Genomic DNA, 26,993 nt, shown 5'->3' on the forward strand with positions numbered 1-26,993 from the left:
AACGCCTGTTTTAACGGGTGCGGAAGATCTTATCCCAAAGGTCTGAAGTGACCCCATATTTTGTCGTAGGATCTGAATAATGGTGCAGCATATGCTGTTGTTTGAGTTTTTTCCACAGTCCGCTTTTGAAATTTGCATGGTGCAGCATATAATGCGTCATGTCATAAAACAGATAACCCAGCATGAAACCGGCAAAGAAGCCGTCCAGCATAGCAGGTGCCATCAACCATTTAAAGAGGAAGTAAAACGCAAGCGCCAGTGGAATACTGGCCGATGGCGGCATCACCAGGCGCTGTGCATCATTGGGATAATCATGGTGCACGCCGTGAAAAATAAAATGGATGCGCTTGCCCCAGTCAGAAGAAGGGTAAAAGTGAAAGACAAAACGGTGCATGATATATTCCGTCAACGTCCAGATGAACAACCCCATCAGCAAATGACCGGCAAAAGAAAGAAACCCGTTCTGTATTACAGACTGCCAGACGAAATATCCGACAACTGGGACATATACGATCAGGGGCACGAAAAAGGGCACCTTGGAAAGCGCTTCCAGCAGAGGACTTTTGAACATCCTGGTCGATTCCCTTGAATTGGATATGTAGTTCTTCTTCATATGAATAGGTTTGACGTGCTTCGCAACTGCAGGGATTTACGGTGCAGCGCAATTCCAGTGGTCATAAACAAATACAAAATTAAGGCTTTTTCCTTTTGGTACCGCAATTCATTTCTTAACGTATGGTAAGATTTTCAGGAAATATCCCGCTTAAATTTGTTTCACAATAAAAACATAAGATCTGATTTGAAAGGACAGCAACATGGCACATACGATAGTACACCGCGCAGCAACAAGAGACCATTCCGACCACGGCTGGTTGAAAAGTTACCATACTTTTAGTTTTGGTATGAACTACAATCCCGAACGGGTCAATTTTGGCGCACTCCGCGTTTTAAACGATGACTGGGTGAGTGGTGGACAAGGGTTCGGAGAACATCCGCATGACAACATGGAAATTATTTCTATCCCACTTTCAGGGGCTTTGCAGCACGAAGACAGTATGGATAATGTAGCCGTCATCGAATCAGGAGAAATCCAGGTAATGAGCGCCGGTACGGGGATTTATCATAAGGAGTTCAACAAAAACCGCGGCGAGGCGGTGCAGTTTCTGCAGATCTGGCTGTTCCCCAACCAGCGTAATGTGACACCGAGGTACCAGCAGCTAAGATATGATGGCTTACTCAAGCCCAATCAATTTACACAGATCTTGTCTCCCGATCAGCATGACGACGGGGTCTGGATCTACCAGGATGCCTGGTTTCACATTGGAAAGTTCGATCAGGATACGGTGATTGATCATACACTGAAACAAAGTGATCATGGGCTTTACGTTTTTGTGCTTGAGGGATCTGCTGTTGTCAGGGGGACAACACTGGAAAGACGTGATGGCCTTGGTATCTGGGAGACCGAACAGATTAAGATCAAGGCTACGCCTGGCGCACACCTCCTGCTGATGGAAGTTCCCATGAAATTCTAAGTGAATGTTATTTTTCGTAACTTAAGGGTATGAAGAAGCATGAAATACTGATCGTTTGCGCACACACGGAAATCCTGAACACCATTCTCCGGCTGATCAATTCCAATGAGTCTCTGCACGGAACAGGTGCAAACACGCTTGAACAGGCCATCACCACGTTTACTTCATCCAGTTGTGACCTGGTACTAATTGGTGCGGGCCTTTCTGAAACTGAGGAACAGGAACTTGAATCGATTATTTCCAGGTCAAGAAAAAAGGTACCCGTAGTACATCATTACGGAGGAGGCAGCGGCTTGCTGTTTACGGAGATTTACGGGGCTCTGGGGGTGAAATAATTGCCCGCTCCGCTTCAGATGCTTTTTCAAAATCCCCTGCGAGTCTGTAAAGATTTGCCATTTTTTTATATTGCCCAGGTATATCTCCATATTCCGGATAAGGATTTCTATCGATCAGTGCCTGATAGCATTCCGCGCCTAGCCTGTAAATGATTTCAGGAAGCCGCAATTTTTCGGCATTATCTTCTATAGCCTGCATCAGGACACTGTAAGGTGGATCATCGTACCACACAGGAGCATTCATTGTTTCTCTTGCGAAGTTATAGGCTTTTTGCATGTCCGTTTCTAACAACGCATGAAATGTAAATGCGACAAAAACCGGGGTATACTTTAAATCAGGGATGTGTTTCACCATCTCATCAATACCATTAGCACGGAATCTGGTGTGACCTGTACGCGCTCATAAGTGTTACCAGCGATATTTATTGCATACCTGCTTATCCTTTTTGTCAATTCCTGCGACCCAGTATACTCTAAATACTTTAAATATTGCTGGTGGTTACGTTTCAACCGCGCGAACTCAGGACTCCAGTTTTTACTTAAAATCTTTGTTAAAACGCTGTCCAAATATTTTGGATGACCAATCCAGTCAATTTTGCCATTGTTTATAATAAATGTAGTTGGTATTACTCTGGCCCCGGATGTATCTAGCCAGTTTTTAGACATAAAGCGATCTTCCTCAATACCCACCCGAAAATCCATCCGGTTTCCCATGCTGTCAACCAGCTGTCTAATCTTTGCAACCGGAACCTTTCCTTTCTCATAAACATCGATAGCCATGAAGGTAACACTATCCTGGTATTTTGGAACCAGCCTGGATAAGTGACTCATAGAAACCATACAAGGAATACACCAGGTTGCCCAAAACTCTAAACATAAATTTTATCTTTTTCAAATCGTTGCACGGCTTCTCCCTTGACCCACTCTTTTATTTTTAAAGGTGGTGCCGGATCACCGATGTTGAGATTAATATCCAGAAATGGTTGGGCCCTTAGGGAAAACATAATAAAAACCAATAGTGTCAGCAGCTGAAATCTCAAGGTGCCTATTAAAGTTCTGATTGAATTCATTTTCCAAATACTGTTTTCAACTCCTCTTCAACAGACGCTATTTCATTTACTTTCTTAAATAAAATTGTCCCGTCCGGCGAGATTAACATGTAAACAGGTATGCTGCGAATGCCGTATTTGAATCCATATTCGTTATTTCCTCCTTTCAGATCACACAAGCTTAACCAATTGATACCGTCCTCTTTCATGGCTGTTTTCCATTTTCCAAGATCATCATCAAATGAAATGCTCACGATCTTGAAGTTAACCATCCTATATCGTTCAGAAAGGGTCTTTAGCTTTCCCGCATTTTGCCGGCAAGGGCCACACCAACTCGCCCAGATGTCTAGCAAGATATAATCCTTTCCAGGAAATTTTATGGTGTGTTGGACTCCAGCTGTATCCTGTTGTCTAATCTCAGAAACAGATTTGATGTCATAAGATTCTAGAAATTCCTTAATATATCCCGCCAATCTGTGTCGCCTTAGCTCTGGTGCAACTTGTGCAAATTTAGCAGCCATCACTTCCCGGGATGCAAACCTTTTCGACCATGCATTTTGTAACAGACTATAGCTGTCGGGGTGTTTCAGTTCAAACGAGTCGACCCTAAGTTGAATACTGTCATTTATGTCATTCACAGCATCATTGTATGACTCACCTCGATGGTCACCAAGTCGATATAGCGAGTCCCGAATTTTCATCAGCACATCTTTCCTGTTCTGATCAGCGGCTGAAGTGTATGAACGGATGGTTGAAAAGTACTTGTTCTGCTTTCCCCCTTTTACAGTGAAGTCCCGACTGCTTTTTCCACCAGCAACTTCAATTTTTCCGGGCTCAAGAATAATTTCCGCCTTAATCCTATATTTAATATCCCTGATAAAGCATTCCAAAATATCGTTAGACTTTCCTTCAATCATAAGGCCATTATTATACACGCAAGAATCTATATTCTTACCGTCCAGAGGGCTATATAAGTATAGCATCGTTCCATTGGGGACCGATCCGAATGTCGCCGAAATCTTATACTTGAACTGCGCCATTCCATTTATATTAAAGATAACCGTGAAAAGAAATGCTGTTTTTAAAGATACATTAACAGGGTTCATATTTTTTATTCATTAGTAAACCACAATTTACTACTAATCAAATTTGATAGAAACGGTTGCGATATAATTATCGCTATTTCCTGACCTTTGACATCAAAACTGCAAAATATATACAGGATGGTTACCGTAAATCAAGCTACAAGATTCATTGAGGCGTTTTTTTATTGCTGCAGAACGCAGATTCAATTATCTATTCTGAAACTTACTCTAATATATTAATAGTGATCAGTATTCGCAAATACGTTTACAAGAAGGATATATCGACCATAAGTCGTACACCTGGGGACAGCGTTCTGCACTACTCGGGTTCTGCACAGTCATCGTTCCAGGCAGAAACGCGGTAAATCCGGCCCAACTTTATAGCAGCTTCGGAAAACAGGTACTCTTTTCCGAAGCTGCCCCGAACCAGTTCTGGAGTTTCCCCAGTATTGCTGGTAACAGTGGCCGATAATAGATTGTCTAAAAAAAACGTGAACTGGCCGGAGTCAAAGCACCTCCAGCCAGCGCGCCTGACTACTTAAGCCAGAGCTGCTCCAGCATCTTGATAAAATACCCACCTACCACACTCCTCGCCTGGAATCCGACCATTTTACCATTGGTCGTCTCGTGCCAGTCACTCAGCGGAACGCGGGAAGGCGTCTCGGTCGCGAATTTATATACAGGATCAATCAATGCCTGGAAATCTGCATCCTTGTCTGCCAAAACAGAAGTCCAGATGATCCAGTCAGATTTGGTATAAGTTTTTCTGCTGTCGAGTGGCAACCCGAAAGGCTGTTGTTTGGTCAGATAATATTTGATCTCTGTCTCATATACTTCTTTCGGAAACAGGTTTAGCTTCAAAAGCTTGTCCCAAACCAGGTTATACTTCTGGCTCCAAGTGCCTTTTTTATCAAATGTCAGCGCATAATGATCACCGTCCTTTGCCATCTCCATCCACTTCAATGCCATCGATTTCGCCATCTCCGTGTATTTCTTTGCTTCCGCCGCCTCGCCCAGCTGCATCGCCAGGTTGCCGTAAGCGCCTAAGGCAACAATGGCCTTCACGGATAAGTTCGCGTTCCTGGCCAAGTGGCCGGCAAAGTCATCGGTGCACAACTGGTTGCCCGGGTCGAAGCCTTCTTTGCTCAGGTAATCTGCCCATACACCCAGCGTCTTCCAGTGCTTGCGCGCATAATCGGCATTACCCTCAGCGCGGGCCAAAGCAGCGGTGAGGATCAACATATTGCCCGATTCCTCTACCGGCATATCTTCACCATAGGTCTGACCGTTGGCCAATGGGTAAGTACCAAGGTCATGTGCGGCAAAAGGCTTTTTCCATTTTCCGCTTTCGCTGTAGTAAAAGATGCCATTGAGCAGCCCTTTTACCAGTTCGGGGTTGTAAGCCAGGAATAATGGCGCTGAAGGGTAAGTTACGTCGACTGTATAAATGGAACCATTGCTGAAGTTTTCCTTTGACATGAACAACAGTTCACCCTGTGGACTCTTTACCAGCTTATGGGCCGAGATGGCCTGCCGGTAAGCAAGTACACAAAGCTTTGCATATTTTTCACCGCCTGAAGACAATGCTTTCTGATACATACTGGCATCAAATGCATTACACCTGGACATCATCTGTGCATACTCCGAAGCAGAAGCCACCAATTCATCATTAAAGGATTTCGTTCCGTCTGAGTTCCAGTAAGCCTTCAGATTCTGGCCGAAAAACTGTACCGATTCCAGATCGTCATAGCCCAGCATCACAAACTGTTGTTTCGGGCTGCTGCCAACTTTACCAAACCTCATTACGGTGCTCAGGGAGAGCTTGGTGCCTGTCAACGCGGTTGGACGTTTGATCTTAGCAGGGCTGTTGAAATCTGCAATGGCATTCTTCAATGGCACCACATATTGCGTTGCGCCATTGCTCGTTGGAGTCGCCACATACATATAACCCCAGTCTATTCTCAGGTCATCTCCCTTTTTCTGCAACACAGGTTGTTGAGTCGTACCTGCCTTAAGGATTGAAAGGGGCCCAAAGTTGCTGCTCTCTGCCCGTACTTCCTGGGAAGGTATATTTACGGCAATATTGGTTGATGCATTGAACAACACCTCTACCTCGTGTACTTTTTTGTCGCTGGCCTTTACCTTGTAAGTGATATAAGAAACGGGCCGGCTTACCAGATGCAGATCATCCAGTAATAAAGGTGAGGTAAAAGTCAGGGACAGATCTATTGCTCCGGCCTTAAATTCATATTGTGTTTGGGTGGACGTAATGTTCACACTTTTCTGTTCAGCTAAGGCAATCTTATCCAAAGAAGGTGCGGTGGTAACCAAACCTGCATCCAGCCCCTGCCCTCCGGCGGTATTGATCACATGAATGGCCAGCACATTACCCGTTTTTTTAAGGCTTTTCAGTACTTCTGCCTTTACGGGAATGTAGTTAAACTTATTATTTGTCCAGCCTTCATACTCGTATACCAGCATGCCGTTCAGGTAAACCTCCACATTATCATCGTGGTTTAGCTTCACAAAGAGGTCCTTCGGGCTACGGGGCAAATTAAAGGAACGTCTGACCCAAAGGTTTTTACTCTTCCACTCAGTTTTGGCAAAATGTTCTGCATCCCCGAAAGGTGCGGCTCCTGATTTCCATTTGCTATCGTCAAAGGAAAGCTTGTTCCAGCCCTCAACGGGGCTTTCCTCTGTGTATTTAAAGTGATAAGGCTGATCATCCGAAGCAGCCAGTATATTCTGGTACTTTTGCTCGGTTGCCCCCAGAAAACGGTAAGATTTACCGTCTACCTTCACTACGCCCAACAATGACTGGTCTGCACCTGTCCAGTGATGGGTAACAGATTGGTTCAGCTCATCCGTATTGGACCAGATACTGAAATAACTGTCGTGAGTGATTAAAGGATAAGCAGGCGCTTTTTTCTCCTGGGCTATCGCATATCCTGCGGTCAGGAAGGTCAGGAAAGTAAGTAATGATCTTCTCATCATCCGTATTGATTTTATCAGGTTATATCGTTAAAAGCCCGGCTGCCTAAAGGCAGCCGGGCTTTATTAGCTAAAGATAAGGAAAACAAATTTCTATTTGGCCAGCTGATACAATCTGACCTGTGTAAGCTTAAAGTTCTGATCCGAATCAGTAAAGGTACTGACAAAACCTATGGTTACCTTATGCTGTTCATTCAGATTAAATGGTGTCGTTTGCTTTAACGGTCCGTTTCCGGAAAACTTAGTCCAGCCAAGAACATCTGGATTAGTCTGTTCAACCTTATCCACATCAGGAAGCTCATCTGCTTTGGAAATTACGTTATACAACAGGTTTTTGACCTGAAAATCATGAAAGATCATCTGATAAAAATATTGACCGGCAGGAAGGGCTTCCAAAGTAGTCTGTTGTATCTTTCCGTTGATGATATCGGGTTCACCGCCCCATGACTCCATAGACATACTGTTCCCTTCCCATTCATCCCAGCCACCCATACCGCCGTCACGTTGCCTTACTGCTGCGTTTACTCTCCAGTCTGCGACTACTCCCCACCTGGAGCCGAAACGCTCTGATGCCCTGAATTTAGGTCCGGTGTTTAAAAGGAAATCATTAGTGACATCAATCAGTCCGCCATCACTTGAAACCAGCATATTTGTTTCTGCAACCGATCCCTTGTTGGTGGTGACGGTTACTTTTGTAGTAAACAGATCTCCTGCAGGATATTTGTGCGAAGGGGAAAGCTCATCGGAATCATCGTCATCCCCGAAATCCCATTTTGCGGAAACTATGGTTCCGGAGGTAGCCTCGACACCAAACTTCACGTGGTCACCTTCCGCTTTCGCAGTTATTTTCAGGAATTTGGTAGGATCTATGTCAACGACGATCAGTTTTTTCGCGGTAGAACCGTCTGGAGCAGTTGCCTTCAGGCTCACTTCATACTTACCGTTTTTCGCGTAAACATGCGAAGGAGAATCTTCGACGGATAGACTGTCATCGCCGAAACGCCATTCCAAAGACTTAAATTTGGTTGATTTGTTTTTGAAAGTAAAAGTAAACGGATCATCTCCAGGCACTACTTCGTAGTCTGCGAAAGGCCTGTCCGGGTTTTCTGTCTGTTCCTCGATAACGCTGTTACTGTTTGAGCACGCTAATAATACACAAGCACAAAACAAAACCATTAATGGTCTGACTGCTTTTTTCATATGGATATATATTTGGTTTTAGTTAATTCAAGGTTCACAGTCAAACCCTCCACCTTCACGCTATATCCACTCCAATCAGGTTTTGTACTTACACAGAAAAGATGGTACCTACATACCATCTTTTCTAACTCAAACATAATCCTAATATAGGAAAAAAAGTCCTATATTGTTATGTAACAATTATATTACTTGTAAAGCCTGAATTCAGAGATCTGGAAGCCACCATCTCCATTATTAGCAGAAACATTCCATCTGTAATATAGGAAAGGCTTAGGATTAGCTACCGGATAGTAGAACATGGTTTTGAACACATCTCCGAAGGAAACCCCGCTTCTGGTATCTACAACCTCCCAGCTTGTACCATCATTAGAACCTTCCAGTGTCCAGTCTTTCGGACCACGCGTACCGTAGTCATTCGCAGAACCTATTCCATAAAATTTAATCGCTGTAGGGGCCTGAAATGAAAACTGAGCCCAGAATGACCCTGGCCAGCCCATATACAACTTTGTTTCTACATCATTATCAATGATCTTCAGCGAACCTTCATTAGCTGCCGCACCGCCACCGTTGTCAGCGGAAACATTCAAAGACACTTTATTGGTCACATTTGATACTACTCCTTCGGTAGTGGCAAATTTATCAAGTGTCAGCACAGCCCCCTTCTTAGTAGTCAGTGTCAGTGAAAGCGGGTTCAGCGTACCTTGCGCATAGGTCTGCTCAGGTTCCATTTCCGTAGACTGCGATCCTCCGTCAAACTTCCATAATACCGACGCGATGTCAGCCTTGGTGTTGATCTTAAACTTCACTTCGTTCTGAGTGCCGGTCTTATCCGCAATGATCTGCGCTACGCTATCCGGATCGATCTTAACGAGCAATACCTTCTTCGCCGTTGATCCGGTTTCAGAGATCGCAGTCATTGACACTTCATAATTACCAGGGACCATATAGAGATGGCTTTTGGTGGTATCAGTTCCAAGACTGTCGTCGCCAAATCTCCACTCGAGAGTTTTGTAATTCTCCGCCTTATTGATGAAGTTAAACGTAAAGGGATCTTCCGTAGGGACAATCTCAAAATCGGCAAAGGGCCTGTCACCTTCGACAATCTGTTCGTCCACTACCTGATCTGAATTGGAACAAGACACAATTGATGCTGCAAAAAGCAGCGCTACCAATGGTTTAAATAGAGTTTTCATTAAGCTTATATTTGCGTTGTAAATAATTAACCTCTCCTGTTAGCGTAGCCCGGCTATCCCATTAACCAGGGCAAATCACTGATGTTTTTACACAACAATGCGATTGCTGAAACGTTTTAATAGTGCAAAAAAAAGGAACGCTACCGGGTAAGAGAAATTTGTACGCTTAATGTTACCATAAATCGCCATTTGTATTATATTTTTTACAAAAACATATAGGACCAACGGCTTTACATGGTTAGAACGCATAAAAAGGGGTCTGATTAGTACCCCTTTTCACGAAAGATCTCAGCAATTATTTAAACAATCTGAATTCAGAAAACTGGAAACCCGTACTCCCGTTATTGGCGGTTACATTCCAGCGGTAATACAGAAAGGGTTTAGGATTCTGAACGGCAAAGTAAAACATGGTCTTATAAACGCCATTGAATGTATTTCCAGTCCTCGCATCTAAAATTTCCCAGGTCAGTCCGTCATTAGATCCCTGAAGTGTCCAGTCCTTTGGGTCCCTGGTCGGTGCATCATTTGCAGATCCTATACCGTAAAACTTGATCGACGTTGGTCCCGGAAAAGTAAATTGTGCCCAGTAAGTACCTGGCCATGGCGTATACATTTTAGTTTCGGTATCGGCATCGATTAATTTCAGTGAACCTTCATTGGCATTCTTTCCGCCGCTATTGTCCGCCGACACACTAAGAGATACCTGATTGGTGACATTGGAGACGACACCTTCCGTAGTTACAAATTTATCCACGTTCACCACAGCCCCCTTACGCGTAACCAGTTTAAGTGAAAATGCGTTTAACGTCCCCTGTTTATAAGTTTTGACCGGATTGAGTGTTGTCGGTTTTGTCTGTGCATCCAGTGTCCATTCCACAGAACCGATCTCCGCTTTGGAGTCAATACTGAACATTACTTCATTTGGCGTTGCAGTTTTCACTGCACTTACCTTTACGACACTGTCCGGATGGATTTTTACCGCAATAAGCTTCTTAGCTGTAGCTCCGGACTCAGCAATAGCGGTAAGGGTAACTTCGTAAATGCCCGGAACGGCGTACATATGCGTTTTTGTCGTGTCTGTGCCCAGACTGTCGTCACCAAACCGCCATTCCAGTTTTTCATAGTTTTGCGCCTTGCTGATGACGTTAAATGTAAACGGGTCATCAGTCGGCTGCATTTCAAAATCAACAAAAGGTCTTTTAACATCCTCTGTCTGTTCGTCGATGACATTGCCGGAATTTGAACAGGACGTTACCGATAAGCTAATGGTAAGCAGTGTAAGTAGTTTGAATAGTTGTTTCATTGTGGTTTTTTATGTTGTGTAAGTCAGTTAGTCTGGTCTTCCGATACAAGCTCGCTGAAAAACAGCGAATACAATTAGTTATATCGATTTAGCAACAAAAATAGAAGATATTTGGAAACATCATAGTTCAGGGACTTATTGTTCTTTTTACACTAAGATAAATGACACGTATATTACAAAATGTATGCGAGCGGCGGTATAAAAAAAGGGGTAACTGCAAAGCAGTTACCCCTTTTTTTAAGAAGACATATGTACTATCTGAACAACTGGAATTCCGATAACTGAAAACCGCTGCTTCCAAAGTTAGCTGTCACCTTCCATCTGTACATCGGGAAAGACTTTGGCGTCGCAACTGCAAAATAGAACATTTGTTTGTACTTCGAACCCGCCTGATCGTAGAAATTCCTATCCAGGTTTCTGGTGTCAAGTACTTCCCAATTGTTTCCATCATTTGAACCTTCCAGCGTCCATACCTTAGGATCACGGGTTGGTGAATCGTTTGCAGAACCGATACCATAAAACTTAATCGTCTGAGCAGAAGCGAATGTAAAGGTTGCGGTAAATGTACCAGGCCATCCCTGGTACATTTTTGTATTTACATCGCCGTCCAGCAGTTTCAATGATCCTTCATTTGCATTCTTACCTCCACCGTTATCGCTTGAAACCGACATCGACACCTTATTGGTTACATTAGATACAATACCTGCAGTTGTTGCATACTTGCTAAGGTTAATTACCGACCCTTTATTGGTGACGGCCTTCAGGGAAAGTGGATTTAATGTGCCTTCCCTATAGGTCTTCACCGGAGACAAATCTGTAGAAGTTGACTTGTCCTCAAAGGTCCACAGTGCAGATGCGATATTTGCTTTACTTTCAATATTGAACTTCACCTGGTTAGGTACAGTGGTAGCAGGAGCACTCAGTTTGATCACGCTATCCGGATCGATATTGATCGTCAGCAGTTTTCTGGCTGTAGCTCCGCTCTCAGATGTAGCGGTGAGGCTCACATCAAATTTTCCTGTCGTCATATAGACATGTTTAGCAGCCACTTCTGTAGAAACACTGTCGTCACCAAATCTCCAGAGCAATGACTTATAATTAGAAGACTTATTCGAAAAGTCAAATGTAAACGGGTCGTCTCCGTTAACGATCTGATAATCAACAAAAGGACGCTTCATATCTTCAATAACCTCTACTCCATTCTTGTTCTTGGAACAAGAAGACAGTACAAAAACAGCGACGAGGAATGACATTGGCTTATATAACATTTTCATAGCTTTAATTTTTAAGTTGTACTTATTTAATTGATTTACTGTCTAGGTCCTCCATATTTCATCGTTACTGACACCTCCCTTGTATTTGGTGCATCGCCCCAGGTAAAGTTCAAGGTAAAGGTTTGCGTAGCCGGATCCCACTTGTTTTCCTTGCCAGGCGTATTTTTCAGAGTAGCATTACCTAAGCTCTTTACAGTGACCTGATTCGTATTGCGATCGACAGTGAGGTAAGTATTATCAATAGCACCTACCAGGGAACCGTCTCTCCAGATCGGCATAAATGAAACCTGATCCTTGCCAAAACTACTCATAATCATAGTCCTGTTAGTTAATGTACCGCCCAAATTGGTATCTGGTCCGGTGGCGCTGTTTCTTGTAATTGTACCGTTCATGGTATAAATACCGTCCCACCACTTATCCAACCGGGTAAAGATCATACCTTGAAGATCATAAGCGCCATTATCCATATAGAAGCGTAAAACCTGCGGGCCCTTTTTCAAGTGGACTATACTTCCATGAATTTGCTGATTTCCGTAACCACCAGTATTTCTGGATTTCAACAAGCCTGTTAACGCAGTGTTGCCAGTAAAGAGGCTGTAAGTACCATTGGCATTATCACTGCCCAGCATTGCGTTAAACTCATAATCACCTTCCTCCTGTACGTCAACAGTATAAGAAAGCCATTCACCAGCTGCCGTCCATCCGACAACGATGTTGTTGTCACCGATATCTACCTGGTCTGGCCTTCTGAACTGTCCACCGTCTCTTCCTCCATTATCGTGATAAGCAACGCCCTCACCACCGAAGTCATAGTTAGAAGCCGGGATCAGGTTAGAAACCTCATACATTCCGCCTTTGATGATGAATGGCGTACCGTTAAATGGTTTCCTTCCAAGGTGGGCCGGATCAAAAATCACCACCAATGTAGTATTTGATTTTGCAAGCTGCCACTTCGTAGGATTACTCAGCCTGATACCCATCGCGATCGGTTTCAGGAAACCTATAGAAGCCATTAAACGCAGGTCTACATTGAACTTGACCGTGTTCTTGCCAGCTTCAAACTGAACCCTGGATACAGATGTAGACCAGTTTGCATCATCAAGCTTTATGACATCAGCAGGAACCTCGCCGGCAGCAATTGCAGTATTGATCACGTTCTGGTCCCTGACCAGATCTACGATAAAGCCTGCGCCAGCTTCACCTGTTAGCGTAAGCTCAACTGGCATACTGATATTCAGAGATCCCTTTTCATAACCAAGGTTGGTAGGAGATAAAGGAAAATTCAAACTCGGCGTGGTATTGCTGAACCTCACATAGTGAACCTTCGAAGCTTCTATTACTGCACCAGTCTTGATCACCACGATAGTAGACCTCTTACCTGCAGCAATTGAATTGCCTTTTGACGGATCATCCAGTTGAATTGCAAAAGCGATGTCCTTTCCATAGTTCAGCTCCAGGTAACTTCTGCTGAGCACAAGATTCAAACCTACACTTTTGACACCAAAAGCAATGTTCACTTCCGGAGGGATAGAAAATTTGCCCTGTTCTAAAGCTACAGTGCCTTCCGGTAATTCCTTGTTTGCGATCAGCGTAGCTACTGTATCTGTATTGATAACCGTTTTTACGGTAAAAGCTTTTGAGGAAGCACCGTTAAAATTAATGGTCAGTGGTAAAGTCAGCTCACTGTTATCCAGCGAAAAATTTCCGCCATTCGATACCTCGATCTTTGCCGGAAGTTCCAGTGCTACCTTTGACCCTTCCTCGTTCACAATCACATCCGAAAGTTTTTCCTTCTCGCATGAAACCAGAACTGAGGTCAGCAGCGCCAGAGCGCAAAATCCCGAGTAGGTAAATATTTTTTTCATCTTCACAAAGTTTATAAATGATCGTATTACTGAAGGGGCGGTATAATAAGCCCCTTCAGTATCTTAAAATAGGATTAGTTAGAAATCCAGACACGTCCGTCCAATCCCCACGAAGCCTGGCGGGCGATATTAAACCAGCTCAGTATCTGTGTTGGAACGTCTGAGTTTTTAGGAACAAGTGTATTCAGGTTGTTATTGCTCGGAGAACAGATAAGATCCGAAAACGTCTCCCACTGATAAGTTCCCTGCAACGTAAAATCAGCTTCAAATGGTCCCAAATCCTTCATGACATTTCCTGAACCTTCAGTCATTGGCCAGTATCCTAACAGGTAGTTCCAGTCCGGGTGCGTTTCGTCAATAGATGGCTCACAGGCATAACGCTGGATCACGTCTTCCGATAAGGCCTTCTTCCATATCCTCAGTTCGGCAAGCTGAACATTGATATATCCTTTGTCACCATCAATCTCTCCCGGAGCAAAACCTACACGCATTGGCGCATTGTTGTCGAAGTTTGGTATGCCAGGGAGCTGCCAGTCATTTTTACTGATGTTGTTGTTGTCTCCGCTACCAGATCCTGTAGTACCTTTAACGCCGTCAGTATACAACCTCGCATAACGTCTGCCGTCAGCCTTCTTCTCGATAACGAAACACAGGTCATGCCAGGTATCGCCACTGAAATCCAGTCCAGGGATCTCCTGTCCATTGATATTATCCTGTCCGCCCTGCTGCATCAGTCTCCAGCGGTTGTAGAACAGACATATATCCCAACCAGGGTTTCCAGGAGCATTGCTTCCACCCCAGCCTACGTTTGTACGTTTACCTACGACAGATGGCCACTGATACCAGTACTGACCGCTGCTTGTATTCTTCGGACTGCCTTTCTTAATTTTAATTGATACCGTAAAATCCTGGTCTTTACCAAAATTGAACTGCACTGATTTGTCTGCACTGACAACACCGTTGACTTTTTCAGGATCGCCCTTGAACCTAACGGCAGATCCAGTGTAAAAATTACCCAGGAAAGGCTTTCCGACAAATGTCTGCTTATAGCTCAATGCATTGAAAATGGTAAATGTATTTGCATAAGTATTGCTGAACAGCGTCTTGTCATCTTCAGACGGCGGAAGTTTATACTTTCCACCATGGCTTGAAGTGATAATAATCATCCAGTTCTCTTTATTGTAAGTAGGACGCGTCTTTACCGCTGTGATCAGTTCACCTACCCTGGTGTCAAAGTCGGCAATAGCTGTCTTGTAACCGGGGGCTGAATTATCCCAGACTCCCGCAGCCCTTCCTGCATTCTCAATTCCGGAAAACTGACCAACTACGATACTTGCTGTGTCAGCCTTAAGGAAGTTGACCATATTGGTCTTTAACTGGTCATCGTTGGCATATACTTCAGAAACATCGGCATCTGTAGTCAGGTTATTCTTGAATTCTGCAGAAGTAGCAAAAGCCGCGATCCGCATATTCTTGTTCACCTCCTTGATGCGTTTGAAGATCACAGGATAGTTTGCCAGGTCGTTTCCTGCAAAGTCATCGCTGGTTACATCATGCTTGTCCTTTCTTACACCAGTCATCATATCTGCCCAGTTGGTTGCGCTGTTCTTGATGGTATCAGCAAGCGAAGTCCAGGTATAGATAGAATTGGCCAGTAAAGACTTCATATTAGGAATGTCTGCATCCCTAACCGCAGTTCCCCTTGCCCCGTCTGCAATGATATAAAGTACTTTAGGCGCCTTATAATTTACATCATTCGTATTTTCCGGCGAATCGGGTATCATTTTGTCGAATCCCTTATTACAGCTGGACAGCATGACCGACAATGCTAGCATAGCCATCCCGATGTAGGACGGGCCGCTAATTTTTTTCATACTTCTTAGTTTAATTTTCATCACGTTCATTCTAAATTTTACCATTAATCCAGCGTTACCCTTACGATGTTGTGGTTTTCCTTATTGTCAAACAAATAAAACGAACCCATGATCAGCAATGCACGCTTACCTTCAGCAGATGTTGTTTCCATGACATCATAAATGCTTCCGGCCAGGTTACCTACAGTATTATAACCATCAGCAAGTCCGCCAGCCAGGTCAGTGATCAGGAAACCATTCCTTGCTGCTCCGTCATAAGTTTTAAAGTCACCGGATACTACACCCAGGCCATCCTTAAGCAATTTGCAGTAAGTCGGGTAGCCGCCTTCAAAAGCCAGTGCCTTAAAGGACTGGTCAATACTGCCGTCATAGTTCAGCATCACCATATTTGATACAGCAGTACCATTATAGGTCTTAAAACGTCCTACTGCAAGGTATTTGTTCACGGTAGCATCATAGCTGATCTGGTAGATATAATCATCAGCACCTGCACCTCCCGCGTTGAAGGTAGGATCAATGGTGCCGTTTTCATTTAATCTGATGATCCTGCCCACGTTGGTATTGTCAAAAGTGGTAAAGTTACCCCATACCAATAATTTGCCATCTGAATGCATCAGGGTTTCGATAGGACCATTTCCGCCTGGCAAGCTCTTTCCGGGACGTCCCCTATAGCCCGAGGCCGTTTTGTCAAACCTCCAGTTGCTGTCCAGTGTACCGTTGGTATTCAGTCTGGCCAGCTGGCGCACATCGGTACTGTCAATGATAGTGCTATCCTTATATTTGTGGTTAGGCTGATCATAACGACGTGAAAGATAATAAGTGAAATCACCCGAAATTACCAGCTTATTGCCTCTGGCATAAATGTTCTGGATGCCGCCATTGGTGCCGCCGTTGAAAGTAGACACAAATTTAGTCTTTCCTTCATAGGTAGGTACAGAAACAGTATCAATCTGTCCGGATGAAGATAATTTAGTTACGTTACTGAGCCCGTCACGTTGCGCGTAGCCACTGAAACGCCCGGCAATGTACCATTGGTTATTGAGGATCGCCATATCATACAACGCGCCGTTTGCACCCGCACCCGATTGTAATGAACGGTCATAAGTACCGTTAGGTAACGTTCTTACGATACGATAGATCGGCCTTACGACGCCCTTGTTATCAAAGTTGCTGAAGTCACCAAGAAGCACGGTATTACCCGAAGCTACAGTGACCGCCTTATTGATCGGACCATTAGTACCATTAACAACGACATAGGTAAGATCTTTGTTCACCTTTCCCAGCACGGTAAAATCCGGACCAAAAACCAACTGTCCATCTACCACTACTGAAGTAATACCGGAGCTGGCTCTTCCTGGAACCTTGACTTTTACCTCTGCATCAGTAACAGAAACGACCTGCGCTTCCTGCCCGTTAAATAAAAACTTAAGCTTGTCTTTATAAGGCATCAACCCTTTTGCCTTTATCGTTACCTCGGTTCCGGCATTACCAGATGCCGGGCTCGGGACCTGCTGCTTGTCGATTACAATCCCCAGCGGCGGTGTTCCCCCCGCATACGGATCATCAAATACGTCTTCTGACTGCTTACAGCTGCCCAGCAAACCTGCCATCAGCACCACCAATAGACCTGTATATTTAATTTTCATCTTGTTCATATTAAAAGTTAACAATACCTGTTTATCTGTTATAGATCACATCCGTCCAGAACTCTGTACCGAAACCGAAAAGGTCACCAGCTTCACTGATCTCTGCCTCACCGATTCTGGTGGCGCCATTGGCAATGGCCAGTACATGGACTGCACCATTGGTAGGCTGCACATCGGAAGTCGCTACTGCTGCTGCAAAGTAAGTCTCTGGATTTGACGGGTCCGGTATGAAGGAAATCCCCAACTGACGGTAACCGGTATACCTTACGTTGTTTACCGCATTGTATACTACCCCGATATTGGCAAGTTCGTTTGCATAAGTATAATAGAAACCACCCGGATACAGTTCCTTCAACCCATAATCGATCTGAGGATAATCCTTCAGCACATGTTTACCTTTGAAGATATACCTGGTCAGGTACTTCCTCCAGATGTTCTGAGGAATATCTGAGAATTGCTGTATCGTATCCCGCCCCGCGTCGAATAACTTTTGGTTCAGTTTATTCTTCTGAGAATCATTCAGCGTCCTGTTGACCGTACCGATCGTCCTTCTGATCACTTCGTCAGTAGGGGCGAAAAAAGTAACTTCCTCTTTTGACAGCACTTCTTCAAGCCCCGCCAGCTTGACGATCTGCACGATCGTATCAAATTTCGCAGGGTTAGATTCCAGGTACTGCATAATATTACCATTGAAGCTGGGATTTGCCTTACCACCGTCTACATAATAATCATCATTCTTACATGCGGCAAGAAACATGATCAGCAAAGCAGTTAAGAACAACGCTGGCTTAGTATATCTAATCATTGTATTTTTCATATTCTCTTAATAATTAATCAATTAAAGACCAGACCCAACCCAATAAGTATTCAGTGTCATATACGGATTATTCGTCAGTGCAGATTCATCGATCTTCCAGGTCCAGCCGCCCCTGTTGAACTTGTCAGAAGTCAGCGGGTTATCTGTCCATTGCTTGCTCAGAATGCGCTTAGTACGAACGAGGTCAAAATAATGACTTCCCTCACCCATCAGTTCCTTCGAACGCTCCAGGAAGATCGCATCTTTAAGTTCCGTACTGCTGCCACTGCCGAAAAGTCCTACCTGAGCCCTTTGGCGTACCATGTTCAGTAACCTGATCGCATCTTCATCCCTGGTTCCCAGGTTGGCCATTGCCTCAGCCGCGAGCAAAATTGCGTCTGCATAGCGCATGATGAGGTAAGTGTTGTCCGGGTTAATATCCAGGTTCGGATTGTTCGCATCAATAAAAGTATTGTAAGCGAATTTCCTGAGCTGGAAAGTTTCCGCGTTCTGATCGAAAGGTGCAACGAACCATACCGTTAACCTGCCATCACCCTGATCAGGATACAATTTCTGCATATACTCTGACGTAAAAACGTTAAAGCTGAAACGGTGGGTATATTCAGGTTGCTTGTATGGGAAGTGGATAAACGCATCACCGAAAGGAGAATAAGCATTGGCCTGCTCGAAAGGATTGTTCAGGTCGGTATTGTAGTTCAGTGTCCTGAACAACTCAAATAAGCTTTCCTCAGAACGGCCTTTCACTACAGTTGCCCAGTTGCTCAGCGGCAATAAGCGGAATGCACCACTATTGACGATCTCGTCACCCAGCGCGGCGGTCTCTGTCCAGTAAGCCACACGGTTGGTTAGGTCAAAACCCGCATTCCACATGTTCATGTTCATCATCAGGCCGATAGCCGCTCCCTGTGACGCCCGCACGCCCCTTTGGGAAGGGTCCGTGAAGGTGATAGGAAGGTCTTTGTAATTGCTCTTGATATCCGCAATACATTTATTGACCACAGACACCATGTTCTCCCTGGGCAGCGGATCCTTCTGGAAAGCTTTGGTGTAATAAACTACATCGCCAAAAAGCCTGACCATAGTAAAGTAGCAAAAGCAACGGATAAACTTTGCCTCCGCAATGTAACGTTTGGTCTGTGCTTCTGACAAAGCAGGGATACCTTCCTCTAGTTTGCTCACCAGGATATTCGCAGACTGGATCACCCTGTAGTATTCTCCCCAGTAAGTAATGTCCCGGAAATTATAAGGTGACCAGGGTCTTCCCGGATCAATTGCATCCAGCATACCTGCCCTGTCATCTACAGAAGTCAGAGGAACATTCTGCTTCTCTGTACTTCCGTTGGGGTTAGGGGCTACCCTGTTGTGGCCACCCAGCCTTGCGCTGCCCTTACGTACATCGCCACCTTGCTGTGTGGGAATCACTTCTCCCGACCTGAACTCACCGGTAGCACCGGCAAATGAAGTCCTGGTATACTTATCAAACAACTGCCCGTACATGTCGGTGATATTGGCTTCAATATCATCCGCATTCTGGTAAAAATTATTTCCTGTCAGCTTATCAATCGGCGTAATGTTCAGGAACTTCTTGCAACCATATTGCGAGGCTCCTGCCAGTAACAATAAGCATATAACTATTTTTTTCATGTCTTATCTATCTATTTGAAACCCAAATTAAAACTCTACGTTCAAGCCAAAAGTGTACAGGCGCGGTACCGGGTATCCGTTTGAACCGTCACGGCCGATCGCAGTTACGTTCTCTGCATTAGGACCCGAGTAACCAGAGAAGGTCACCAGGTTCTGAGCGGAAACATAAGGACGGATATTGTTCAGACCCAACCTCCTGGAAAGCTTCTTATCGAACTGGTAAGCCAGGGTTACCTGATTGATCTTAAAGTAAGAACCTTCTTCCTGCCATAAAGTTTGCTCATATCTGAATGGCTGTGTAAATGCGTTATGCGCATAATCATAAGCGTTACCATACTTCGCAATATCTCCGGTCTGTCTCCAGATATTCAGGTTGTCCAATGGCACAACAGCTTTGGTAGCACCACCGATCACCCCATTGTTGTCGTAACCATAAGGGTCATTCAATAACCTCAGACGGTCGGCAAGGGCGTTGTTCAAAATAGAACGCTTTGCAGTATAAGAACAATAAATATTCAGGGAAACACCTTTGTAGGTAACGGTATTGGAAAGACCGCCAGTCAGTACCGGCTGGGTATTTCCGGTTACCTGCAAATCTCTGGTATCCAAAACATAATCACCGTTGGCGTCAAAGAACCTAGCATCTCCGCCCTGGAAAGAGTTCAGGTAGCTGGCCGAACTGTTATTCCTGTACCTTAAACCGGTAATCGGATCGACCGGAACCTCAGCAGTAGAACCATACACGCCCTGGTTTACATACAGGTAGTTGGCCAGTGAGTTTCTACCCACACGCTTAGCAAGGTGCTGACGATAACTGGTGATATTATCAAACTCAATCACCTGACCGTTGTATTCAGCAGGAAGTTTCGTCAAAATATCTGTGTTCCAGGCACCATTCACCGAGATCTGCCAGGTTACTTTACTGGTCTTGGCTAAAGGCCTGCTGCTCACTGAAAGTTCATAACCATAGTTGACAAGTGCGGCATCGTTACTGGTGAATTTATTGAACGCTAAAGTATTTGACAGGATATTGGTAAACAATTCGTTGTCTACTTTCTTAAAATAAGTATCACCGATCAGGTCCAGTTTACCGTCAAACAAGCCCAGGTCGAAACCGACGTTAAACTGGGTTACGCTCTTAGGTTTCAGGATCGGGTTAGGGATCAGGTCATAGTCGATACCGATACGTGGGTTGTTGTTGTAATATCCATTAGGATTGTACTTTCCATAGATGTCGATGAGACTACCTACGGGGAAGATGTTCCTTCCTGCAGTCACCCTGATGTCACCATAGTTCAGCCACTTATAACCACTCAGCCAGCTTTCCTTGTTAAAGTTCCATTTCAGACCGATAGATGGGTTTTTCGAATATGGGTCATTCGCACCACTTGCTGATGAACCATCCACGCGATAGGTAATGTCAAGGATATACTTCTTTTTATAGTCATAAGTAAAAGCCGCTGCCAGGGAAGCCAGCTTCTGGTCCAGGAAGCTACCGCCCAAAATACCACCACCTCTTGAGAAATAACCGTCATAACCCAGAGGTCCTTCAAACTGATCGCTAGGTAACCTTTCCAGACGGGTAATCGTTGATTTACCACCTCTTACATAAATCTCACTGAAGAGGTTAAGGAAGAAGTTGTGCTCATCATTGATAGAACGGGTATAAGAAACGTTGTTCCTGTTGTACAATTCCGAAGTAAAGGAATTAAAACGCTCCAGCTTGGCAAACTGACTGTTGGCCGCAGCAGGTGTAAACTTGTCAGCGTGGTCCTGGTTATAAGTATAACTGTTGTTGGTAATGATGTTCAGGCCAGGAATCAGCTCGTAACGTGCTTCCATATTGGCACGAAGGTATTTAGGCCCTGCATCGTTCCTCACAGTCAGAGAAGACAACACGTCGCTGGTTGCCACGAAGAAAGAGGGACCGGGAAGCAATGAAGAGTTCTGTCCGTTGTTCGCTACACCAGTCTGCAAAAGACCGCTTCCGTTACCCTTCTGGATGCTGGACACGGTACCGTAGATCGCACCGGTAAAGCTCAACTTAGTAGAAGGTTTGAACTCCATGTTCATGTTCAGTGAATAGCGGTCAAAACCGGTATTCTTAATAATACCCTTATTACCGAAGTAACCTACGTTAGCTTTATAGTTGAACTTCTGGTCACCACCGTCAAGGGCAATGTTATGGGTCTGGTTATAGGTATCCTGGTAGAAAATACCCTGCCAGTTAGTAGAATTATTGTAATAAGCGTTCAAACTGTCTGAAAGGAACGGCGTCCTTGGCAGCAGGTAGTAATCAAGGAACGTAGCGTAATCTGCGATCTGCTTTACTTTAACTGCACGTTCAAAGGCACCGCCGTAGGTTTCACGCAATTTAGGGGTTTTGCTCAGGTAGAAGTTACCCGTGTAACGCACCCTTGGGGTCTCCGACTGACCGCGGATGGTCTGGATCAGGATAACACCATATGCACCTCTTGATCCGTACAACGCAGTAGCTGTCGCATCTTTCAAAATCTCGATACTTGCGATATCCTCCTGAGGAATCAGTGAAAGCGGGCTCACACCCGAACCCTGCTGGTCAAAACCGAACTCAGAGGCCTTGTCCGCATCCATTGGGATACCGTCAATTACATACAGAGGTGAAGTAGGTTGCAGGAAGGTCTCATTACCGCTACCACTCGTAGTGATCGTAGACAGACCGCGGATGTTAACTGTACCGCGAAGACCTGGCGCACCCGTGTTGTTCTGGATGTTCAGACCCGCTACCTTACCCTGCAGCAACTGCTCAACGTTAGCAACGGGAACGTCCTGAACTTCCTTACCGGTTACTATGAATGACGAACCGGTAGTCTGCTCACGGCTCCGTTTCTGATAACCACGGATAACGACTTCGTTCATTTCATTTTTTGACTCGGCCAGGCTAACTGTGATGGATGTTTGTCCAGCTGCCAGGGTAACGACTTTAGTCTGATAACCGGTGTAGGAAACGGTCAGTTTAGCCCCAGCCGGAGCGCTGAAGGTCAGCACACCATTTCCATTGGTTTGTCCGACACCTTTAGGCGGAGTACCGACAAAGATACCTGCACCAGGTAGGGTCTCTTTAGTTGCTGCATCAATAACAGTCGCTCTGACCGTCACTTGCGCCTGCGCCATCAAATCCTTGCAAAATAATATGCAACTGAAAAAAATTGATAGCAGAATAATTTGTTTTCTCATTGTATTAATTTTTATCATTAGGATTCTAGTCATTATCAAACTTAGGATTAACAGTTTTGAAGTGGAACACAATCTCCCAGTCTCCTTTTTCAAAGATTTTGAAATCCTGGGCGATCACACCTACCTGGCGTACGTTTCCAAATCCGATCCGTGAATAACTGAATTCCACGTGTGCAGTAGTTCCTGCACCGGTAACACCACCTGCAGTATACTTGGTCGGTATCCTGGCCAATGGGATTGGATAAGCCACTTCATACTTTACATACTCATCTGTTTTTTCCATGTTAAACCCGTGTACCAGCTGGTCCCATTTGGTCTCGTTAAACCTGGCCGGATTAATGGCTACAGAATCCTTATTCAAAAATTTAAACCTCAGTGAATTACCGGTTCCCCCCGGTACCTTACGGATATACGTATATACCAGACCCTTTGTCGGGTTGGTCGGATCATCCATCGCGGAATTGGTACTCTCCCCAACCATACCGCTCAAAGAAGGATAATTATGGACGAGTGTTTTACCTCCGGGAGTAGTCGTATTGGGCTTGCCATTGAACTTATTGATGTCATCATTAGGTTCATAAGGCAGTTCGATAGAAGGAATCAGGGACAAGTCTCTCAATACACGGGTACCGCCTGAATTGGTTACCTTCACATCAAAATAAATGATATCCTGGGGATAAATAACCGAATCCCTTGGTTTGATGATATCACTGGTCGCTGCATTCCACACAATCAGTTCGCCCGAATTCCTCATCTCAATCACTGGATGGCTTTCTGTCTTCCGCTTGGCTTCTATCTCTGCAATACTTTTTTCAGCTCCGGTATACTCGGTAAGCCATACCTGTACATCTTTCTTGGTCTGGATGTGATTCGCATCACGGCCATCACCGAAATGCGGGTTCAGCATCTCAAAAGTCATCGGGAATGTAGAGTTGTCTGCGCTGAATATATTGGTATACAGGGTTGTCCTTCCCAGTACAGGTGTGAAGTCCTTTGTCGTAAATGCGATTTTTGTACTTAAATAATCCTTCTCCTCAGGCACATCAAATATCTTTTTACAACCGGCAAGTGAAGCTGCGGCAGTAAGTAACATGAATGCTGAATATTTAATCTTATTTTGCATAATCTCTTGTTTTTAAAATACCTTCTCCTCGTCTAGTTATATGTCTTCCTGTAGTTCATTGACCACTCGGCCAGTTGGAACAGACCGTCACCACTGTTGGTCAGGATCGTCAGCCTGTAGTAGAGGTAAGCCTTTTCGTTCGGGAAGTCATAGATATGAGTCTCAAAACGGGAGTCGAATACCTGGTCCTGGCGGGTATCAAGCTTTTCATAAACCACCCCATCATTTGATCCTTCCAACACCCAGCTTTTTGGATCTCTCGCCTTAGCATCGTTTGCAGATGTCATGGTATATACGTTTGCGACCTGAGGACCTGTAAAGAATTTATACACCATTTTTACAGGAGCATTGTTGTTGTTCAGGAATTCACTGATAAACTTGGTCAGTACGTTGTTATCAAACAATTTATCGATCTTCTCGCCGGCAGAAACCCCACCATCCTGATAGTTACCGTTAAAAGTAACGCTGTAAGGTTTTTCAGGAAGTGGCAATGTATTCTTCCAGGTGGTCATATCAGCCAGGGTCAGGTTATCCGGAGGTGGAACCAGGGTCAACCTGCGCGCAAACTCATCAAACCCGAATACATGATCCGGCTCTAGCAGGTGGACGATACCATTTTTGGCCTGAATATTAATCGAGGAAGTAGTGGCGGTTGTCCAGTTTGCCTCGAAAACGCTCCTCTTGGTATTGGCAAACTCGATGATCTCTGAGCCACCATTTTGCCAGCCTTGTGCGTCAGCATACTTACGTTTACCGTGCATAGGATAGCCGCCTCTCACCGCGAATAATGCCTGTCCGTCACCTACAGAGAATGTTGAAGACTTAAAAAGGCCCCTGATAATGTAACGGGATACCATGGTATCGAGATGCGAGCTATCTGCCTTGGCTTTAGCAATATCAGCAGATGTAAGCGCCTTTGCTGCCGCAAGGTCTTTCAGAAAAATCGCCGGCTTTCCTAACGCTCTGCGGGCATTGTTCAGGTTGGTCAGGGCAATCCTGAAACTTGAATTAGATGGTGCAAACAAAGTCACTGAACTGTCGGTCAGTATAGGCTTCATCTTAAAGGCATCGATCAGCAGCAATAACGAATCGTAAACCCCCGGCTTACTCTTCAGGTAATCGTACATATTCAGATCAGTGCCCAGATTAATGTTGCTCTGATCATGATAGCCTTTTTCTTTCTTACATCCAGATTGAAATATCAGCGCACCAAACAATAATGCGACTAAATACTTAAGGTAAAATTTTGATCTTTTCATGTTTGTTCGTGCTTTATTATTTCCAATATGAATTCTGAGTTAACTGAGGATTCTGGGCAAGTATGCTCCTGGAAATCGGCCAGTAAATGCCGCCGTTATTGATCAATTCAAGGAACTTTGGATTCTTTTGCTTGATCTTATGATACCTCACCAGGTCGTACCAGTGCTGTCCCTCACCCATCAGTTCTTTTTGACGTTCTCTAAAGATCGCGTCGATCAACTCGCCGCTCCTGGCTTCACTGTAAGGCTGATAAGTGTTTCCTTCAGTGGCCTCACCCTTACTATCCACATTGTAACGCAGCTGACGGATCACGTTCAGTGCGTCAATAGCCCCGGTTCTTTCGCCAAGGACTGCAAGCGCCTCTGCACGCAGCAGGGTAATATCTTCCAGCCTGGTTACGATCAGCGTACTGGAGAATATCCTGAAGCTAGGATCTGTAGAACCAGCCTGCATCACTTTGATCTTACTGAAGATCGGGTATCTGCCCTGGAAGTTAGTAAAATAGCGGTTAGAGTGCGTTGTACCAGTAGTATCGATATTGAAACGGGCGTCATTGCGCTCGGCAAAAATCGAAAGGATAGAATCCTTTGGTACAAAAATATCCGGCAATGCCTTGTTCACTACAGGCTCAGCCAGGGTAAGCGCTTCTACAACACCTGTAAAGGAAGCATCCTGGTGTCCCCAGATGAAACCAAAACCCAGTATCTGGTTATTCTTCTTATCATAGAAAAGGCCGTTCCTCGCACACAGTTCATCTGTATTGGTATAGCCATTTCCACCTCTGGAATAGTTATCCAGTACAAACTTGGTATATACAGAAACGTCTGTATATTTTCCCTGCCATGCAGCCACATGTGCCAGGATACTGAAAGCAGAAAGTTTTCTTACCAATGCACCGTTCCACCTGCTTGAAGACTCATTATAATACTGACCAGGTTGCTGGATGTCATTTGAACTGTAATTGTAAGGAAGATCTGCTGCCGCAGAAACCATCTCAGACTGTATCCACTCCAGGATCGCCCGGCCATCCTTTTTAGGCTGGTTCTCAAAGACACCATCCCTGGAAGAAGTGATGAAAGGCACATCGCCCCAGATCCTAACGAGATTAAAATAAGCAAAGGCCCTCAGGAACCTTACCTGTGCTACGTCTACAGTCATGTTGTTGTCGGTATAACGCGCGTCGTTATCGTGTACTTCGTGAATACGCTCCAGGAAAAGGTTGGCAGCATTCACAATAGCATAGAACCTTGTCCAGTTAGACAGTTCCTCAACTACCGGATAATTGGCAGTAAGGTTATTGGCGATCACCGCCTTCAGGTCCTGACGTATCGGGCTGTCGAAGTTACCCATACGCACATCACCGTAGATCCAGTAGCGGTTGTTATCCGCCAGGGCAGCCCTGGTCAGACCGTAAACACCCATAATACCAGCCCTTGCATCCTCCAGCGTATTCCAGTAGTTCTCCTCATTGACCACACGTGTAGAGTCCTTGTCCAGGATCTTTTTACAGCCCCCCGCAAGAAGACCTAAAAACACAAGGCTCATTAAAGTTATCTTTTTCATTTTCTCAATTTTAAATTGGTACT

21 protein-coding genes are annotated in these 26,993 nt (G+C 44.7%); 2 read left to right on the forward strand and 19 right to left on the reverse strand.

The features are described from left to right. Positions 1-10: 10 nt before the first annotated feature. Positions 11-613 (reverse strand): sterol desaturase family protein, encoded by a 603-nt coding sequence (locus tag P2W84_RS02430; protein WP_276088508.1) that lies wholly within the window; start codon positions 611-613, stop codon positions 11-13. 202 nt (positions 614-815) lie between these two features. Between P2W84_RS02430 and P2W84_RS02435 the strand changes: the two genes are divergently transcribed. Both P2W84_RS02435 and P2W84_RS02440 read left to right on the forward strand, forming a co-directional pair. Beyond that, complete coding sequence (locus P2W84_RS02435) at positions 816-1,532, forward strand: pirin family protein (protein ID WP_276088509.1); 717 nt, start codon at positions 816-818, stop codon at positions 1,530-1,532. A gap of 29 nt (positions 1,533-1,561) precedes the next feature. Next, positions 1,562-1,867, forward strand: coding sequence for a hypothetical protein (locus P2W84_RS02440; RefSeq protein ID WP_276088510.1), 306 nt, complete (start codon positions 1,562-1,564; stop codon positions 1,865-1,867). Here the strand turns inward: P2W84_RS02440 and P2W84_RS02445 are convergent. From P2W84_RS02445 to P2W84_RS02530, 18 genes are all read right to left on the reverse strand, one after another. Then, positions 1,833-2,222 carry a hypothetical protein gene (locus P2W84_RS02445; protein WP_276088511.1) on the reverse strand — a complete coding sequence of 130 codons (390 nt, stop codon included), beginning with the start codon at positions 2,220-2,222 and terminating at the stop codon, positions 1,833-1,835. The two genes, P2W84_RS02440 and P2W84_RS02445, sit on opposite strands and share 35 nt — an antisense overlap. Beyond that, positions 2,216-2,647 carry a hypothetical protein gene (locus tag P2W84_RS02450; protein ID WP_276088512.1) on the reverse strand — a complete coding sequence of 144 codons (432 nt, stop codon included), beginning with the start codon at positions 2,645-2,647 and terminating at the stop codon, positions 2,216-2,218. Before P2W84_RS02450 ends, P2W84_RS02445 begins: the two co-directional genes overlap by 7 nt. 89 nt (positions 2,648-2,736) lie before the next feature. Further along, positions 2,737-2,937, reverse strand: coding sequence for a hypothetical protein (locus tag P2W84_RS02455; protein WP_276088513.1), 201 nt, complete (start codon positions 2,935-2,937; stop codon positions 2,737-2,739). After that, positions 2,934-4,022 (reverse strand): TlpA disulfide reductase family protein, encoded by a 1,089-nt coding sequence (locus tag P2W84_RS02460; protein ID WP_276088514.1) that lies wholly within the window; start codon positions 4,020-4,022, stop codon positions 2,934-2,936. Before P2W84_RS02460 ends, P2W84_RS02455 begins: the two co-directional genes overlap by 4 nt. 513 nt (positions 4,023-4,535) lie before the next feature. Next, positions 4,536-6,992 (reverse strand): glutaminase family protein, encoded by a 2,457-nt coding sequence (locus tag P2W84_RS02465; protein WP_276088515.1) that lies wholly within the window; start codon positions 6,990-6,992, stop codon positions 4,536-4,538. A 93-nt stretch (positions 6,993-7,085) separates the two neighbouring features. Continuing rightward, positions 7,086-8,192 (reverse strand): DUF5013 domain-containing protein, encoded by a 1,107-nt coding sequence (locus P2W84_RS02470; protein ID WP_276088516.1) that lies wholly within the window; start codon positions 8,190-8,192, stop codon positions 7,086-7,088. Positions 8,193-8,377: 185 nt separating this feature from the next. Continuing rightward, entirely contained in the window at positions 8,378-9,385 is a 1,008-nt protein-coding gene (locus P2W84_RS02475) for a PKD domain-containing protein (RefSeq protein ID WP_276088517.1), read from the reverse strand. A gap of 295 nt (positions 9,386-9,680) precedes the next feature. After that, positions 9,681-10,688 (reverse strand): PKD domain-containing protein, encoded by a 1,008-nt coding sequence (locus P2W84_RS02480; protein WP_276088518.1) that lies wholly within the window; start codon positions 10,686-10,688, stop codon positions 9,681-9,683. Positions 10,689-10,942: 254 nt separating this feature from the next. After that, a complete protein-coding gene (locus P2W84_RS02485) occupies positions 10,943-11,962 on the reverse strand; it encodes a PKD domain-containing protein (protein WP_276088519.1) in 1,020 nt (339 codons plus the stop codon). A gap of 35 nt (positions 11,963-11,997) precedes the next feature. Further along, complete coding sequence (locus P2W84_RS02490) at positions 11,998-13,827, reverse strand: carbohydrate-binding protein (RefSeq protein WP_276088520.1); 1,830 nt, start codon at positions 13,825-13,827, stop codon at positions 11,998-12,000. Positions 13,828-13,901: 74 nt separating this feature from the next. After that, the gene (locus P2W84_RS02495) at positions 13,902-15,701 is read right to left on the reverse strand and encodes a DUF4983 domain-containing protein (RefSeq protein WP_276088521.1); all 1,800 of its coding nucleotides are present in this window, start codon (positions 15,699-15,701) and stop codon (positions 13,902-13,904) included. Between the two features lie 44 nt (positions 15,702-15,745). After that, positions 15,746-17,356 (reverse strand): DUF5008 domain-containing protein, encoded by a 1,611-nt coding sequence (locus P2W84_RS02500; RefSeq protein ID WP_276088522.1) that lies wholly within the window; start codon positions 17,354-17,356, stop codon positions 15,746-15,748. Between the two features lie 22 nt (positions 17,357-17,378). Next, positions 17,379-18,152, reverse strand: coding sequence for a fasciclin domain-containing protein (locus tag P2W84_RS02505; RefSeq protein ID WP_276088523.1), 774 nt, complete (start codon positions 18,150-18,152; stop codon positions 17,379-17,381). Positions 18,153-18,185: 33 nt separating this feature from the next. Beyond that, the gene (locus P2W84_RS02510; RefSeq protein WP_276088524.1) at positions 18,186-19,808 is read right to left on the reverse strand and encodes a RagB/SusD family nutrient uptake outer membrane protein; all 1,623 of its coding nucleotides are present in this window, start codon (positions 19,806-19,808) and stop codon (positions 18,186-18,188) included. A gap of 27 nt (positions 19,809-19,835) precedes the next feature. Beyond that, entirely contained in the window at positions 19,836-22,961 is a 3,126-nt protein-coding gene (locus P2W84_RS02515) for a SusC/RagA family TonB-linked outer membrane protein (RefSeq protein ID WP_276088525.1), read from the reverse strand. Positions 22,962-23,049: 88 nt separating this feature from the next. Beyond that, positions 23,050-24,147, reverse strand: a complete 1,098-nt coding sequence (locus P2W84_RS02520; RefSeq protein WP_276088526.1) for a DUF5007 domain-containing protein — start codon at positions 24,145-24,147, stop codon at positions 23,050-23,052. Positions 24,148-24,179: 32 nt separating this feature from the next. Beyond that, positions 24,180-25,406: a fasciclin domain-containing protein gene (locus tag P2W84_RS02525; protein WP_276088527.1), complete on the reverse strand. Its 1,227-nt coding sequence runs from the start codon at positions 25,404-25,406 to the stop codon at positions 24,180-24,182. A 16-nt stretch (positions 25,407-25,422) separates the two neighbouring features. Beyond that, the gene (locus P2W84_RS02530; protein ID WP_276088528.1) at positions 25,423-26,970 is read right to left on the reverse strand and encodes a RagB/SusD family nutrient uptake outer membrane protein; all 1,548 of its coding nucleotides are present in this window, start codon (positions 26,968-26,970) and stop codon (positions 25,423-25,425) included. Positions 26,971-26,993 lie beyond the last annotated feature (23 nt).

Source organism: Pedobacter sp. JY14-1, from assembly GCF_029269825.1.
Classification (GTDB): domain Bacteria; phylum Bacteroidota; class Bacteroidia; order Sphingobacteriales; family Sphingobacteriaceae; genus Pedobacter.